The sequence below is a fragment of the Mucilaginibacter sp. P5_A4 genome (assembly GCF_056400605.1).
In genome coordinates this window covers 219,269-235,150 of record NZ_JBFUKX010000002.1, presented here as the reverse complement: position 1 = coordinate 235,150, position 15,882 = coordinate 219,269, and the positions used below count along the sequence as shown (strand labels likewise).

Here is a 15,882-nt window from a genome sequence, read left to right as displayed (position 1 = left end):
GGACTAAGGTATGCTCCTCATGAACAAATTATACAGGGAACCGGGTCGCGGCATACTATTTTTAGTAAATACCCCATTTTTAACTTGCAGATAAATCAGGGTTTTAAAGGGTTAGCCAATGGATCATATAGCTATACCAATATAAGTGCGAATATTTTTAAACGGTTTTATTTATCGCAATTAGGTTATTCGGATATTACATTGCTGGGCGCCGTGCTAAAAGGAAAGGTTCCATTTCCGTTGCTGAATATCAGTCCGGCTAATCAATCTTTTGCTTATGATCCTGATGCCTACAACCAAATGAACTACCTGGAGTTTGTAAGTGACCATTATGTGGGTTTGAACCTGACGCACAGTTTTAATGGCTTTTTTCTGAATAAGATTCCATTAATAGAACATTTAAAGTGGAGGGAATTTCTTTCATTTAAAATTTTATATGGCGGTTTACGCAATGAAAACAATCCACTTTACTCAAAAAACTTATACAAATTTCCAACAGGATCAAATGGTGCAAACGGTACTTATGCTTTAGGCACTATTCCCTATATAGAAGCGGGAGCCGGCATCGGCAATATTTTTAAGTTATTACGGGTAGATGTAGTCAGAAGATTTAATTATCTTGATCATGCTGGTAGTTCTGCTTATGGTATTAAGTTTAGTATTAATCCTGATTTTTAGTAATCGCTCCTATTTCGCCATTGGCCAGAGTGCTGCCTGAAACTATTATTACACCAAAAATCCCTGCCTTCTTCCAAAAGCAGGGATTTTTGGTTGATTCAGAATAAACAGATCAATAATAATATACATTCTCCTGCACATGGGCACTGAATTTTTTTACATCAGTGGCCGCTGCAAATCCCTGCGACCATATGGTGTTAATGGTGTTTCTTTTCAATGTAACATCGGTAAGTGTGTATAACACAGTGGATGTTCCTGCTTTGCGAATTTCAAAGGTAAAAGCAGTAGCGCCTTCAACAGGGACGAACGCAGAGTAATGTTTATAGGTTATTCCCGAGGCAAGTATCGCGCCTCCTTTGATTGCCAGATCTGTAGCACCAGGATCGGGGCTTAAGTTGACAAACCTGATAGTAGCCTTGCCTTCAGCCGGACGGCTTATAGAATCAGCAATCAGCAACAGATCGGGCGTGCTAACCTGGTTGGCCAGGAACAGTGAATACAGTTGGTCGGCCTTAAGGGTTATCGTATCGCTCTTTATTTTCTGCTGACTTCCCTGTACATAAAATGTTGCGGTTCTTTTCCCGGTATATGCCCTGATATAATCCAGGCTTTCACCGCTTTTAATAGAGAAGTTGTTTGCCCTGTTTTGATCCAGGTAGAAATCCACCGGCTGAGCATCCGGCGAAGCATTTATAGCAGAGATTAGCGCGGCCGGAGGTGGCACATAATGGTTATTACTATCCTTAAGGCATGAGGTTAACAGGCAACTGAGCAAACACATCATCCCGATCATGCCCGCCCCTTGTGTAAAAACTTTTTTCATATGTTGATTAGCATTTATTCTAACCAATACGATAATCAACAGCAAAACGCTACCAGTAAGCGTGTTTTTTTAATTGCTAAGCCATAGCAGGTACTATAATTTTTGATATGAATTGCCAGGAGACGCAGGATGCTACCTACAGGCTAAACTATTTTCATCGCATTGGCATCCCAACGGATCACTTTATTCTGGAAGTAGCTGTCGTTACAGGCTAAACAAGGCGCTGCGGCCCTGAACCCGAATACCGCATCTTCAACAACCGGCCTACCTGTACGGATAGAATCAAAGAAATTGGCAAAGTGATCGTTTGAGGCATTGTAACCTTCCGGTGTTTTGTAAGTAACATCCGGGCTTGTAGGTGCCTGCTGATCGGTTTGCGAGAAACGTTTGTTATAATCGTCCATTAAGGCCTTTTGCTGCGCTTCTGTATAGGTAGATAGAGCGTCCCAGCCACCAATACCTGTAGCAACCGGCATTTTACTTTTACGGATGCTAAAGCCATCATCGCCCATAAGATCCATCACGCCTTCGGAGCCTACAATTTTGGTTGTACCGTAGTCGCCTTCACCACTGATAAAATTAACCCGGAGTGTTACCTGGAAAGCAGGGTGCTCTTTTGTTTCGCCATAATGGATCACCGCGCTCATTACATCGGGTACATTGCGGCCGTCTTTCCAGTAAGCAAGGTCGCCAATAGAATAGATCCTTTCGGGACCTTTTGACCCGGTTATAAAGTGGATACCGCTAAGCAGGTGCACAAACAGGTCGCCGGCAACGCCTGTACCATATTCACGGTAATTCCTCCACCTGAAGAACCGTTTGCTGTCATAACCATACTTTATTTTAGCGTTTGACTGAAACCGCGTCCAATCCACGCTTTGTGGCGAAGCATCAAATGGGATGGTATATTGCCAGGCGCCCAAAGGGCTTTGCCGGTTAAACGAAGCCTCGATAGAATTGATCTTACCGATAGCGCCCGCCTCAAATAGTTCTTTAGCCTTTTTATAGGCTATGCTGCTTACCCGTTGGCTGCCTACCTGCAAAACCATTTTGGTATCCAGCTGCGCTTTTATTTCGGCAAGGCCCTGGCTTATCTGGTGCACCATCGGTTTTTCGCTATACACCGCTTTGCCGCTGTGCATAGCATCAATGGCTATCTGGCTGTGCCAGTTGTCGCTGGTGGCAATAATAACAGCATCAATATCTTTACGGGCCAATATTTCACGATGATCGCCGGTAGTAAAAAGGCCGGCCCCGTAAACTTCTTTTGCCCTGTCAAGCCGTCCCTTGTACAGGTCGCAGCAGCCAACCAACTCTACGCCGGGCACTGTTAAAGCTGCTTTGGTATCGGCAAAACCCATAATGCCCATGCCTATGGTGGCTATTCGGATTTTATCATTCGGGCTGATGCGTTTTTCGGCACGGAGGATCCTGAGTTCATTTTCTTCCTGTGCTGCCAGGCTTCTGAGCGACGCCGAGGTAAGTAAAACTGAGGCTCCAAGGTGCTTGATGAATTTTCTGCGGTCGGTTGACATAGTAATAAATTAAGTTTTCAATAATTGGTTGATGTGTTGACGGCAAGGTGCAATCAATTAGGTTTACAAAAGGCAATTTAGTAAACCAAATCTAATTTTCAACCAAAATTTAATTAATACTTAATTCAGGGGGCAACTCCGAAAAATGTTTTTTTTTAAAATGTTATTTGAAATTCAGAGCAGTACTTTACATGCACCGTTGACACACCTTTCATACACCCGCGGAGCGCTTTGCCAAATACCTTTTATTGCTTTTTGAATAAACAGACAATAAACATCATTAACACGTTCTAGGCCTGATTGCATTCGATAATCCGGCGGTTATAGCACCCTTGTTGATCAATGCCTCTTAGGGTTTTCAGGAAACAATGAACGGTTAAGCGCCACGACTTCTTCATGTGTGGGCGGTGTTGAAAATTCCATGAATTTTCCGATAACATAGTCCCGCAGGTGTGCAGCTTCTTGTTTTTCGCCATGGGTAAGGGCCCGGCGAAGTTCATCTGCGTTCAGTTCTGTGCAATAAGCCGGAGTGCCTGGCTGGTGTCTCCAGGAGTTTACAAGTGTACCCGCATCTACTACGTCATACCCTGCATCGTTGACCAGGGCTGAAACTATCCTTTTAGCGTCGGCATCGTCACCTGAAACGGCCATCGCGATACGGTCTTCGGTACCTTCAGGTTTGCCACCATATTCAAGGCTATGCGCCAGTAAATTGTTAAAAGCTTTGATCACGGGTCTTCCCATGGTTTCCGAAACCCATACACTTTCGACTTTTCCATTCTTCAAGTCTTCGATCTCGCCATCCCGGAACGGGTAATAGTTCGATGTGTCGATCACGATCACCTTATCAGAAACTTTTGCGATAAGATCTGATAATTCCGGGACAGCTATTGTGGGAACGGATACGATAAGTACTTCAACATCCGCTATGATCTGGTCTTTGGTGGATGGCATAACGCCCAGTTCCCGAGCCTTTTCTTCCAATTTTTGCTGACCTCCTGAGCTGTAAACCTTTACGTCGTGACCGGCTGCAGCTAATTTCTTTGCGATGATGCCGCCGATTGCGCCGGTGCCTATAATTCCTATTTTCATTACGCTTGGTTTTAAATTCTTAATAAATTCTTTTGCAAAATTGGTGAATTTATACTTTCTTTTGTATAGTGATTTCCTAAAGGAAAGTGGAATAGTTTTCAATGAGGTTTTATGGCAGCAAAAAAAGCGTATTGTGAATGCATCGAAACGATAAAGCCCGTGAGGGATGCACTTGATGTGATCAATGGTAAATGGAAACTACCCATTATCATTTCTGTAGGCGTTGGAAACGATCGGTTCACCGATATACAGCAAAGTATCCCCGGTATTACGCCCAAAGTTTTGGCCAAAGAACTGAAAGATCTGGAACAGCACCGGTTGGTCATCAGGACCGTGATCGATGGTTATCCGGTTAAGATCACCTATCAATTGGCTGAATATGCCGATACACTGACACCAATCATTTATTCCCTGAAAGACTGGGGTTTAAATCACCGTAAAAAGGTCACGAACCGGGAATAATGATTTGCTTGGTCATCCCGTTCCCTTGGATGACGAACTGCAAGTGTCTGAACTTCATAAGTCAGGTTCTGAATTTTTGAGCATGTCATGGCCGACCAGATAAACAGAACTGCAAAGACGGTGGCTATTCCCATACTTAACTATCGTAAAAACGTTTCATTATTGCCTACTTTTGTATCAGAATAGCTGTATTAGTTAGCCGAACTTTGTCCTTATAAATATTAAAAATAAAATAATGGCAAAAACAATTTTTATAACAGGCGCATCCCGCGGATTCGGCAGAATCTGGGCAGAGGCGTTCCTAAAACGCGGCGACAATGTGGTAGCCGCAGTTCGAAACCCTGATGCGTTAACGGAACTTTCAAAAGAATTTACCAAAAATCTTTTGGTGCTTAAACTTGATGTAACTGATAAAAAAGCAAGTTTTGAAGCAATTGAAACTGCAAAATCTCACTTTGGCCGCATCGATGTACTCATCAATAATGCCGGCTACGGACATATCGGAGCTGTAGAGGAATTAAATGAGCAAGATGTAAGGACGCAGTTTGAAACTAATGTACTGGGTTCATTATGGACTATACAAGCGGTTGTGCCCATCATGCGTCAGCAAAAATCAGGACAAATCATTCAACTGTCAAGCGCTTTGGGTTTGAATACGGTATCATTAATGGGATTGTATAGTGCATCTAAGTTTGCAATTGAAGGTCTTACCGAAACACTGGCTGGCGAAGTAAGTGGTTTTGGTATTAAAGTAACCATACTGGAACCGGCTGGTTTCTCCACAGATTTCTTCGGTACTAACTCTCTTGCATTGAGTGAATCCATGCCGGCTTACGATGGTATAAGAAAAGATTTTTATGAGCACGCTGGTGATCAAGATTCCGGTAACCCTGCAGCAACTGCCAATGCGCTACTTACCCTGGTGGATTCGGAAAATCCGCCATTAAGATTGCTATTGGGTAAAACTGTTTACCCTTGGGTAAAATACACTTACGAAGAACGCCTGAAAACATGGGAATCATGGCAGGATGTTTCTGTGGCAGCACATGGTTAAGGGAAGTAACATTAGCGGGATCCGGATTTTCCGGGTCCTGTTTTTATAATAGCGAACAATATGAAGCATTTCAAAAAAATCAGCGAACTGCATGAAGTTCTTGGTGTAAAGCCGCCTGAGCACCCTCTTTTTAGTGTGGCTTACGGCGAACGGGATAATTGCACCGGCATCAGCGAACTTGAATTTACTTCAGCATTTTACATCATTGGATTCAAAAAGCTGAAATCAGGGCAAATGCTATACGGAAAAACCAAGTACGACCATGATCTTGGCTCTATGTCATTTATCAAACCGCAGCAGAAAGTATTTTTCCAAAATATGGAGCTAGAGGAAAAGGGGTTTCTGATCATTATCCACGAGGACTTTTTACCTGGAACGCCCCTCTACAGTGAAATTAAAAAATACAGCTATTTTGACTACGAGGTAAATGAGGCACTGCACCTTTCACCGGCAGAAGAAAATATTATCTGGAACCTGTATTTCACCATAGAAAAGGAGTATAACAATAATACAGATGAACATAGCAAAATGATCATCATCAGTCATATTGATTCGATGCTGAAATATGCGCAGCGTTTTTATAAACGACAGTTTATTCACCGGACAGAATTAACCGGTTCAACCGTTACCAAGTTCAATACATTGCTCGCTGCTAATTTTGAAGAAAGAAAAACGAAAAATATGGGGCTACCCACGGTGTCTTTCATGGCAGAAAAGCTGCATATATCTCCCCGCTATTTAACCGATTTACTAAAGGAAGAAACAGGAAAGACGGCGTTAGAGCTTATTCATCTTTTTTTGATTGGTGAAGCAAAAAATTTATTGACAGAAGGCGAACTGAATATATCGGAAATTTCGCATTTACTTGGCTTTGAAAATACAACTTATTTTTCMCGTCTTTTTAAAAAAGAAGTAGGCACTACTCCAAATAAATTCAAAGACCGCTTCTTAAATTAAGGGGGAGGAATCTGATAACATATTTAGATAGACTCTTTAGGTTCTTGTTGTAAAAAGCCGGGTCGCCATGCAGCGTCAATTATGAATTTTAATTAATATTAAAAATAGTGACACTAAAACTCATAACTAAGCCCACCCTGGAATATAAAGGAATTCTGACGATAAGCGACATTGGCTACCCGATCGTTTAATTTGCTGAATCCGTCGAATGGTACTTTTTGATCCATATTAAATGTTTCCAGCCTTTGCGAAAAAGTATGACCGGCAATCATGTTCAATTTCCATCGCCTGCTAAGTTTAAGGTCATAAATGAGTCCAGCGCTATTTTGCCGCAAATGTATATATTGATCTTTCGCATCCCCGTTCAGGCGGTACATGCTGCCGTTGAGTGACGCTGTAATACCCAGTGATTGCATTGCCGACAGCTTATACTTTAAAGAAGCCCTGGCAGGTATAATGCCAGTGAGGCTTAGCCTGTTGCTGATCGTCCAGTCGATATCAGGTAACGGCAGCAGGAATTTACCGGTGTAGTTGCTGGTATAAACGAGCGTGATGCCATATTTAAAAGCCTTGCGCTGACGAAAGCCTATCCGCACACCGGCAGTATAAAGAATATCCTCTGCGCCAATACTTCGTTTAAAGTCGGAGCCAATGGTTGCCAAACCCACAAAAGTGATACTGGTGGAGCGCGAAAGCGAATAATTTACCAGCAAGGGAACGGTGATGGAATGAAATTCGTTGCCGCTTATATTTTGCCCGTCTGAAAGAAAAAGGCCCTGGTAGCGGATGCCTGCTTTTATTAGAATGGGATGAGGTGCCGAAAAATCCTTAAACACAGGGAAACCGACGTCTACAATAGGTTGCTGTATGGTAAACGTATTTCCGCCGGCATCAACCGGGGCTACACTATTGGTTACGGTGACACCGCCCAGCAGGGGCGCGGTAGTAGTCAGTTTTTTGCGCATGCTACTGCTGTCAACACTTTGGCAATAGCCGAGTACGGGCAATAGCATGCCCATAAGAAAAAAGTTTCTTTTCATTTTTTGTTGATATGTTTTTTGGATGAAAGAGTAGTTACGTTAGCCGGGTGTAACCATTCCGATTAATTTCTGCATTGTTTTGTCAAATTCTTTTCTTTCCTGTTCTGTTAGTTCCGAAGACAGCACTGCGTCGAATCTCCGCACGATAGCGTCAGCCTGTTTTGCCACACTTTCGCCGCTTGTTGTCAATTTTACATGGGTTTTGCGCTTATCAACGGTATCAGGGATTACCTTCACAAAATCTTTCTTGAATAAAACTGATATTGTTCTGTTAACTGATGCTTTATCGCGCCCAAGGTCTGTACAGATAGTTTTTTGAGATACCCCGCCTGAGTAATAAAGGACCATCAAAACTGGTATCTGGTCCATCTGAAGGGGGAAGTTGTGTTCCCGGAAAATTTTATCACATTCTTTATATATCCTGTTATAAAGAGCGCCTATTTGTGCCACCAGCGAAGGCGGGGCAGGATGTTCAACTTTGTGATTCATAAAGCAAAGGTATTAATATTGGTTGATATATCAACTAATATTAAAAAAATCCCAAAGATGCCAGAGTGATAATTACGATTTCAGACAAACGAACCGATGTAAAAACCACAAGGCATCATTGCTTCGATATTTCCTTAAAAACCGGTATTTGATAGAATAGTTACTGTTAATGGCAAAGAAAAATTAAGTAAATCACTTTGCGTCTCTGCGTCTTTGCGTGAAAAACAGCTTAACTTAATAGCATTGAGGGGGAGGAACCCGACGCATCAGGCGGCTAAAATCAACGTAAACTCTTTTAGATTTACCAGGTTAGGGAATAACTGACGAAAAGATCATAAGTTAAATCAGGCTATTCTTTATGTTGACGATTGTAAGCCATGAGCCGATTAGCTAATTTATTCGGCTCATAGTAACGCAACCGGGGTGGTTATATACAGGTGGAAGCATTCGTTTTGTGGTTATACATCATGCTGTTCGCCATTTAAACGAGGTGTTGTCAATAGCTTTCATGGTACATAAAATGCCGTTTAAATGGTCGTACTCGTGCTGCAATAACTCCGAAAGGTCGCCTTCCATAATCCATTGCTGTGACTGCCATTGCTCATCAAGATAGTTTACAGTTATCTTTTGATGCCTTTTTACTTTAACCAGCAGGTTTGGAAAACTCATGCAATCATCCCATAGTTCAAAAAACTCCACACTTTGGTCGCTTATTTCGGGATTTATAAAAACTATGGGCCTGTCTATATTCATATAAACAAGCCTTTTCATGATGCCCAATTGCGGGGCCGCGATAGCCCGGCCAAAATGATATTTATTCCTGATCTGCTCCATCACGTTGTGCATATCAGCTACCCAATCCTTTAAAAGATGGAGCTCTGTTTTTAAAACCGGCGCCGAAGTTTGATATAAGCGCTCATCTCCAAGCATTAACAGATCATCGAGTGTTTTCATTTTTATGAAGAGCTTTGTTACTTACAGAATATCCTAAGTACAATTTTACTTATTTTTACTGGGATCAGGTGTGCCTGTAATAGCTATTATATGCCCTTTAAAAAGCTTTTGTTTACCTCAGGCCTTTCTCTTTCAAAAACTTTGCCAGTGCAGCCGGATGGTCTGTCTGCAGGCCCTTCAAACCTTTATCCAGCGCCTTATTCCAATCAGCCGCACCTTCGCCCGCGCTCTGGATATCGGGCCAAACCGGGATATGGTATTTTTGGGCAAATACAACCATGCCATTAGTGTATTGGCTATATGACCCGTCAAGGATATCGGGATGATATTTGTCGATAAAATCGGCCATGCCTGCTGTGGTTTTAACACTATCGGGCAGGCTAAACATTAATGGTATCCGGGGCGCAGCTTTGCGCCAGCCGGTATATTGCGGGGCACTGTTTATGTAAACCAATACCTGCTTTTCCATCCCGTATTCCTTTATCATTTGGTAAGCCAGCTCCGGATCGGCTGCTTTAAAATCAAGGTAGATATTGATCCGGTTTTTGCAGAGGGAAAGGATCTGTTTAAAGGTCGGGATCCTGAAAATCTCTTTTATGGTTGTATCCTTACATTTTACTTTTAGGTTAAGCAATTCGGCAAGGGAAAGGTCTTTAACATTTCCTTTACCATCGGTCATGCGGTTTACGGTGCCATCGTGCATGCTCACCAGTTCGCCATCATTAGTGGTGCGCAGGTCAATCTCCACGTAATCGGCTTCATTTTTTATAGCTTCCCGGTAGGCGGCTAAGGTGTTTTCGGGGTAAATTACATGGTCGCCGCGGTGGGCCGCTATTATAAATTTATGTTTTGCTTTGGGAGCAGGGTTGGGCTGCCAGCTATCTTTTGGCGATAACAAAGAAAGTATCAGTGTTATTTGTAATAAGCGCATGGTTTTAGATTTAATTTTTGTGCCAAAAACAAAGGCGGAACCGAAATTCCGCCTTGTTCAAACTAATTAAAAACAAATTTTATTTAAGCATCCACATAATGCCATTAATGTCATCATTGCCGCTAAACTGATCGGCTAACGCTTTGTTGTAATTGGTTGTATTTGATGTACGCTCGGCAGCAGGGTATTGGAACCGTGAAGCTATACGTCCACCATTTCCTGTACCCGGACCGGTTGTAAACGTTGGCAGGCCGGTACGGCGATAGGTAAAGTATGATTCCAGCCCGGAGTGGCGAAACAATGCTAGGTACTTTTGCTGTAATATTTTGGTCAGGCCGGCTGCGTCAGCGGTGTATTTAACACCTGCCTGGGCGTAATAGGCATCCCAGTTAACACTAATAGGATAAGTATCATAGTTGCCTATATCGGCAGTGCTTTTTGATCCGGGACGATAAAAGTAAGCGGTAAAAGTACCCGTGCCTGTTGGGATGCCATAGTAATCAAATGAAGCCTGGATCCCTTTTTTGTAGTAGCTCTCCGCATCTCCGGTTGCCCAACCGCGATTAATACCTTCGGCAATATTAAACATCAGTTCGGGGTAACCTATTTGTATGCTTGGCTCGCCGGTATAAGTAGAATAATAACGTTTCCTGTTCAGAAACGAATATTTCTGCAAACCGGCATTGTTATACATCACACCCAGATCCAGACCCGGATCGGCGCCGATGAACGAAGAAAATGCAGTTGGGCTTTGATGTAAATTATCAACATTATCGCGGGCAGGCTCGGCTGTTACATAAACACGCGGGTCTTTTAAGCCGGTTAGCAAACCTATATAGGTAGCAGATGTGTTTTGTCTTGATCCGCTTTGACCAAAGTTATCTGGTGTTTGCGGGTAATAATTAGTTGGGCTAAGAAAATTAAACTGAAGGTTATCAGCAGCGCTTTCCATAACCGGATATTTGGTTGGGTTGCCAACTACCGCGGCAAACTGTGCAACAACATCAATATCAGTTGTTTTTTTGCTTAGTTGTATCAATAGCCTTATCCTGAAGGCGTTTACAACTTTTTGCCATTTTGTAAGATCGCCGCTAAAGTAAATATCGCCGGTAAGTACATTTCCTTTGGCTGCAATAAGTGTAGCCAGATCGCTGTTGGCGCTCTCTAACCAGGCCAGCGATTGTACCATAACCGCTTTTTGGGTATCATAAGCAGGGGTAAGGTTTTTTAATCCCTGTAAAGCCTGGGTCATCGGGATATCGCCTTCTTCCATGCTCATTTTACTGAAAAAATAAGCTTTAAAAAATTTAGCGATGGCGCTATATGGGTTAAGCGCAGGCTGACCTGCTTTTAAAGCCTGGTCTTCCATTGCCAGCACATTTTTAAGTGCGGTATAATAGTTATCGCCGCTGCCAAAATCATAACGGTTATTGCCATAATAATCGTAGTTGTAAATGTAATACTGGCAATAAATTTCCTTTGAGTTATCCGGGTATTCCACCATGCTATTTAATACGCCATTGAAAAGCAGCGAAGCAGGTACTGCGTTGGGTACGTTGTTATTTACCGTTAAATCCTGGAAACTCTTTTTACAACCGGTTACTGTTAGTATCATAAATACCGGCAGTAGGTAAATTCTAAATATCTTTTTCATATTCATCTGTTAATTAGAATGATAAATTTAAGTTGAAGCCGTAGCTGCGTACTGTTGGCGATTGCAACCCTGTTTGTGCAACAGCGCCATTGTACTGATCCAGATCTACATCTTTAAAGCGTTTATCTTTATAGAAGTACAATAAGTTACGGCCATAAAGTGATGCCGAGATTTTCTGAATAAAGCTTTTTTGTAACCACGCCTTAGGGAAATCATATGAGAAAGTAACCTCACGCAGTTTAGAAAAAGTTTTGCTCATCAGGTTTGATTCATCCACGCCATAATATTTACTGGCATAATCCTGTACAAAAGCAGTTTGCTTGTTGGCCGCAAATTGCAGGGAGTTATAGTTTAATACTGCACCTGTTTTTGAATCGTAGTTAATAGCTGTATTGTTTGATACCACAACACCTTCGCCTACGTAGCTGCCGTTATAGCCGGTTTTACCAAAGTTTTGCCAGTCTTTGTAACGCGCGTCACCAAGGGCGCCGGTAGCCGTTTCAATATTGGCGCCGCCACGCATGGTTTTATTGTGCATGTAATCAACAATAACACCACCAACAGCACCGTCAAACTGGAAACCCATACTTAGGTTTTTGTAACGGATCTTGTTGTAAATGCTCCAGGTGTATTTGGCATTTTCGTTGCCCAGGTATTGTGCAACAGGTAATGCTAATGGTTTACCTGCAGCATCATTAACTATTTGTCCTTGTGGCGAACGTACAAAGGCGCTGCCATATAATTTATCTACACGGTCGCCTACTTTAAAAAATGTATTGTAGATATCCTGGCCTTTAGGTAATTCGGTATAAATTTCCTTAAAGGTTGCTACGTTAACCAAAACATTCCAGGTAAAGCCGCCTAAGTTTTTAATTGGTGTACCCTCTAATGAACCTTCATAACCTGTTTTTTTGGTTTTCAAAGCATTAAGGAATTCATAAGCGTACCCGGTTGATGGTGAAATACCGTTTTGTAATATTTGCGGACCATCTATGTATTGAAACGCTGTACCGCTAAACCCTAAACGGTTCTGTAAAAATTTGATATCAAAGCCTTCCTCGTAGTTGATACGGGTAAGCGTTTTGATGTTTTCCTGGTACAGGTAGTCAGATGCATAACCTGCCGCCTGGTTGTTATAAGGTTTATTGATGCTATACGATGTGTTTAGCGCATAAGTAGGGCCATTATATGGCGATCTATAAGTAGAGCCATAACCCAGCGGGTTGTTAAATAATGATGCACCTGTGCTGCCACCAAACGCGGTGATAGAGCTGTAAGGAGCCGGACCTATGGTTGAGCTTGAAGCATCTGTTTTAATGCTTGCAAATGAACCGCGGGCTTTTAAGAACGAAATAAATTCGGGCAGTTTAATGTAATCAGAAATTACTGTAGCTGCCGATACGCTTGGATAACCATAGGTAGTAACATTCTGGAACGCGCTTGATTTATCGCGGCGAAAAGTGCCCGATAAAGTAGCATATTTACCAAACGAGGCATCTAATGATGCATAGTAGCTAAATACCCTTTCGGCCGAGTTAAAGCTGGTTGACTGGATTGGGTTTTTTGAGTTACTGAAAGCGTAAACTTCTGGTACGTTCAGGTAATCGGTAGATGTCCAGCTTGAGTTATAATTTAAGCTGCGAAGGTTTGAACCAACAACGCCCGATAGGTTTAAAAACTTTTTAACGGTAAAGTTATAGTTCACCATTAACTCGGTATTGTTATCAAACAGGTCGCGGCGGTCTTCGCGGTAATCGCCCTGGTTACCTTCACGGCCGTACGGGTGGGCCGAAAACGGAAGATCCTCTGTACGTAAAATGTTATAGGTATCAATTTGCGAACGCAGGGTTACGTTTACATGATCGTTAAACTTATAGTTTCCAGACAGGTAACCGTAGGTGTCATTTTTATAATGGCCGCGGGTCCATTTCTGGGTTAACAAATAAGGGTTATGGTAACGCTGATACTCGGCAAACTGCGATTGAACGCCAACTTTGCCTGGCTGCCAGATGGCTTTAATATCAGGTGCGTTTACATCCCAGTCGGCGCCTGTCCAAACAGCAATGTTATAGATGATACTGTTAGGGCCGTATTGAACGTCCGGGAAATTATCTGTTGACTGCCTGTTATAATTAACATTGGCTTCAAATTTTAATTTTGGGATAGGGTTAAACGAAGCGTAAAAGTTAGCATTAGCTATATTGAGGTATTGTGAAGGGATATAGCTGGTTTGATGTTGCTGCGAAACCGAAAAACGGGTTACATAAGTATCGCCAACTGCCCCTAAGGATACGTTATTGTTGGTTTGCGTACCTATCTGTAAAAAGTTTTTGAGGTTGTTTTTACCACGGGCTGTCCATGGGGTAGCCTGGCGAACACCGTTAATAACGGGGCTATCATACTGTGGTATTAGCTGGCCTGCAAAGTACGGGCCCCAAACATCATAGTCACCGTCCACGCCGCCTGGTGCGCCGCCTTTACCATCAACAAAAGTATAAAAGGTATTTTCGCCCGGACCAAATGTGCTTTGCGTACGCGGGAAGGCTAAAAAGCCGGTGTTAAGTACAGTACTGCTGTTAATATCAACAGTTAAGCCTTTTTTATTCTTCTCACCTTTTTTTGTGGTGATTAAAATAGCGCCAAATGATGCGCGGTTACCGTACAGTGCCGCCGCGGCAGGACCTTTTAGTACGGTATAAGTTTCAATATCATCGGGGCTGATGTTATAGGTATCCGTATTAATAGGGAAACCATCAACTACATATAAGGATACCTGGTTACCTCTTATTAAAACATTTGGATTGCCCAATAACTCGGCAGATGGACCTACACTTACACCGGCAACCTTACCTATTAAACCTGTAATAGGGTTGGGGTCGCGGGCTGTGGTTAATGCATCGCCGTTTACGGCTTGTATGGCGTAACCAATTCGCCTGGTTTCCTTTTTTACACCAAGCGCGGTAACAACTACCTCGTTTAATGTTTTGTTATCACCGGTAAGGCTAATGTTAATTACCGCCTTATCACTTACCACAACAGATTGTGGTGTGTAGCCGATAAATGAAAAAGAAAGTGTTTGACCCGCGCTTGCCGAAATAATGTAACGGCCTTCAATATCGGTTACTGTTCCTTTGTTTTGATCTTTAATTCTTACACTTACACCTGGTAGTGGTAAGTGATTTTCGTCGGTAACTGTACCGCTTATTTTGCTTTGGGCTAATAATATAGACGGCGCAATACAAAATAACAAAACCGTAATAACGGTTGTTAATCGTTGGTAAAACTTATTCATCTGCTAAAATTTAAGGGTGAGAATTTTGCTTTTTTCATGCAGCAATACTAAACTTTGTTTATTATTAGTAAACCAATTTAGCATTAAGCAATACTTAAGCTTTTGTTCACCCTGTGTTAAGCAGGTGGTTTTTGTAACGGTAATATCACAAGCCCGTTACAAAAAATTAACATGAATGTTTTATGAGTTAACCTGTTGTAAATGACTAAGCGCGATAGTTTTTAAATATTGTATGTTATCTACCGGCACATTCATTTCTTTGGCCATATCATCCCAGTAACGCAGCCTGATAATCAGTTCGGCATCGGGATGAAGCTCAAAATCAGCGGCTTCGTCAGCCGTCATCACACCTCCCTGGAAATTGAGGGTTGTCTTACTTGCTTCAGATAAACAGTTATAGTATTCGGGATATTTATAGGTAAGGTATCTTTTGGCAATTACATGTCCCTGTACCAGGTTAGCTACTCTTTCAGAAAAACCGCGTTCCAGCAAAAAATCGGCACCAATTTGCTCGTGATCAACATTGCCCATACCATCCATACTTTCTGCTTCACCGGCTTCGGCACATAAATGGCCAATGTCATGAAAAAAAGCAGCCAGAATTACTTCATCATCATGTCCCTCGGCCTGTGCCAAAGCTGCAGCCTGCGACATATGCTCCAACTGCGAAACCGGCTCACCTATGTAGTCTTCGTCGCCAAATTTTTCATAAAGTGAAAATACTTCTTTTACTACAGCCCGCGGGTCGTATAAGGAAAATGTCATGTTGGTAGATTTTATTGCAAATTAAGGCGATTGAGGTTATGTTATTATTAAATGTTTATGAATAATAACGGCAGGCCCCTTTATCCCCTAAAAACGGGGCTTTTTGATTAGTATAGTTATTTATTATATAAAAATATGGTTTAGAGTCGTTTAGCA

At 42.2% G+C, this 15,882-nt stretch carries 14 protein-coding genes; 4 read left to right on the top strand and 10 right to left on the bottom strand.

The window, feature by feature from the left end:
• The coding region (locus AC1DQW_RS02880; protein ID WP_477452760.1) for a DUF5686 family protein at positions 1-678 on the top strand (678 nt) is incomplete at its 5' end.
• 112 nt (positions 679-790) lie between these two features.
• Here AC1DQW_RS02880 and AC1DQW_RS02875 read toward each other — a convergent pair.
• The 3 genes from AC1DQW_RS02875 to AC1DQW_RS02865 all read right to left on the bottom strand — a co-directional run bounded on the left by AC1DQW_RS02875 (position 791) and on the right by AC1DQW_RS02865 (position 4,230).
• Positions 791-1,501: a DUF4397 domain-containing protein gene (locus tag AC1DQW_RS02875; protein ID WP_477452759.1), complete on the bottom strand. Its 711-nt coding sequence runs from the start codon at positions 1,499-1,501 to the stop codon at positions 791-793.
• Between the two features lie 143 nt (positions 1,502-1,644).
• Positions 1,645-3,036 (bottom strand): Gfo/Idh/MocA family protein, encoded by a 1,392-nt coding sequence (locus AC1DQW_RS02870; protein ID WP_477452758.1) that lies wholly within the window; start codon positions 3,034-3,036, stop codon positions 1,645-1,647.
• A gap of 339 nt (positions 3,037-3,375) precedes the next feature.
• Entirely contained in the window at positions 3,376-4,230 is an 855-nt protein-coding gene (locus AC1DQW_RS02865; protein WP_477452757.1) for an NADPH-dependent F420 reductase, read from the bottom strand.
• Positions 4,231-4,239: 9 nt separating this feature from the next.
• On the opposite strand from AC1DQW_RS02865, the gene AC1DQW_RS02860 reads away from it, so the two are divergent.
• From AC1DQW_RS02860 to AC1DQW_RS02850, 3 genes are all read left to right on the top strand, one after another.
• Positions 4,240-4,590 carry a winged helix-turn-helix transcriptional regulator gene (locus AC1DQW_RS02860; protein WP_477452756.1) on the top strand — a complete coding sequence of 117 codons (351 nt, stop codon included), beginning with the start codon at positions 4,240-4,242 and terminating at the stop codon, positions 4,588-4,590.
• 235 nt (positions 4,591-4,825) lie between these two features.
• The gene (locus tag AC1DQW_RS02855) at positions 4,826-5,644 is read left to right on the top strand and encodes an SDR family NAD(P)-dependent oxidoreductase (protein ID WP_477452755.1); all 819 of its coding nucleotides are present in this window, start codon (positions 4,826-4,828) and stop codon (positions 5,642-5,644) included.
• A 60-nt stretch (positions 5,645-5,704) separates the two neighbouring features.
• Positions 5,705-6,601, top strand: a complete 897-nt coding sequence (locus AC1DQW_RS02850) for a helix-turn-helix domain-containing protein (RefSeq protein ID WP_477452754.1) — start codon at positions 5,705-5,707, stop codon at positions 6,599-6,601.
• Positions 6,602-6,714: 113 nt separating this feature from the next.
• On the opposite strand, the gene AC1DQW_RS02845 is transcribed toward AC1DQW_RS02850, so the two are convergent.
• From AC1DQW_RS02845 to AC1DQW_RS02815, 7 genes are all read right to left on the bottom strand, one after another.
• Positions 6,715-7,641: a DUF6268 family outer membrane beta-barrel protein gene (locus tag AC1DQW_RS02845; protein WP_477452753.1), complete on the bottom strand. Its 927-nt coding sequence runs from the start codon at positions 7,639-7,641 to the stop codon at positions 6,715-6,717.
• 39 nt (positions 7,642-7,680) lie between these two features.
• Positions 7,681-8,130 carry a MarR family winged helix-turn-helix transcriptional regulator gene (locus AC1DQW_RS02840; protein ID WP_477452752.1) on the bottom strand — a complete coding sequence of 150 codons (450 nt, stop codon included), beginning with the start codon at positions 8,128-8,130 and terminating at the stop codon, positions 7,681-7,683.
• Between the two features lie 465 nt (positions 8,131-8,595).
• Positions 8,596-9,084 (bottom strand): peptide deformylase, encoded by a 489-nt coding sequence (locus AC1DQW_RS02835; protein WP_477452751.1) that lies wholly within the window; start codon positions 9,082-9,084, stop codon positions 8,596-8,598.
• Between the two features lie 112 nt (positions 9,085-9,196).
• Entirely contained in the window at positions 9,197-10,015 is an 819-nt protein-coding gene (locus AC1DQW_RS02830) for a glycerophosphodiester phosphodiesterase family protein (RefSeq protein ID WP_477452750.1), read from the bottom strand.
• A gap of 79 nt (positions 10,016-10,094) precedes the next feature.
• Positions 10,095-11,669: a SusD/RagB family nutrient-binding outer membrane lipoprotein gene (locus AC1DQW_RS02825; protein WP_477452749.1), complete on the bottom strand. Its 1,575-nt coding sequence runs from the start codon at positions 11,667-11,669 to the stop codon at positions 10,095-10,097.
• A 13-nt stretch (positions 11,670-11,682) separates the two neighbouring features.
• Positions 11,683-14,961, bottom strand: a complete 3,279-nt coding sequence (locus tag AC1DQW_RS02820; RefSeq protein WP_477452748.1) for a SusC/RagA family TonB-linked outer membrane protein — start codon at positions 14,959-14,961, stop codon at positions 11,683-11,685.
• 180 nt (positions 14,962-15,141) lie between these two features.
• A complete protein-coding gene (locus AC1DQW_RS02815) occupies positions 15,142-15,726 on the bottom strand; it encodes a phosphonate degradation HD-domain oxygenase (RefSeq protein ID WP_477452747.1) in 585 nt (194 codons plus the stop codon).
• Positions 15,727-15,882 lie beyond the last annotated feature (156 nt).

Coding starts and splice junctions, on each gene's coding strand:
- AC1DQW_RS02875 (WP_477452759.1), bottom strand. CDS start 1,501: ATGAAAAAAGTTTTTACACAAGGGGCGGGCATGATCGGGATGATGTGT.
- AC1DQW_RS02870 (WP_477452758.1), bottom strand. CDS start 3,036: ATGTCAACCGACCGCAGAAAATTCATCAAGCACCTTGGAGCCTCAGTT.
- AC1DQW_RS02860 (WP_477452756.1), top strand. CDS start 4,240: ATGGCAGCAAAAAAAGCGTATTGTGAATGCATCGAAACGATAAAGCCC.
- AC1DQW_RS02855 (WP_477452755.1), top strand. CDS start 4,826: ATGGCAAAAACAATTTTTATAACAGGCGCATCCCGCGGATTCGGCAGA.
- AC1DQW_RS02845 (WP_477452753.1), bottom strand. CDS start 7,641: ATGAAAAGAAACTTTTTTCTTATGGGCATGCTATTGCCCGTACTCGGC.
- AC1DQW_RS02840 (WP_477452752.1), bottom strand. CDS start 8,130: ATGAATCACAAAGTTGAACATCCTGCCCCGCCTTCGCTGGTGGCACAA.
- AC1DQW_RS02835 (WP_477452751.1), bottom strand. CDS start 9,084: ATGAAAACACTCGATGATCTGTTAATGCTTGGAGATGAGCGCTTATAT.
- AC1DQW_RS02830 (WP_477452750.1), bottom strand. CDS start 10,015: ATGCGCTTATTACAAATAACACTGATACTTTCTTTGTTATCGCCAAAA.
- AC1DQW_RS02825 (WP_477452749.1), bottom strand. CDS start 11,669: ATGAAAAAGATATTTAGAATTTACCTACTGCCGGTATTTATGATACTA.
- AC1DQW_RS02820 (WP_477452748.1), bottom strand. CDS start 14,961: ATGAATAAGTTTTACCAACGATTAACAACCGTTATTACGGTTTTGTTA.
- AC1DQW_RS02815 (WP_477452747.1), bottom strand. CDS start 15,726: ATGACATTTTCCTTATACGACCCGCGGGCTGTAGTAAAAGAAGTATTT.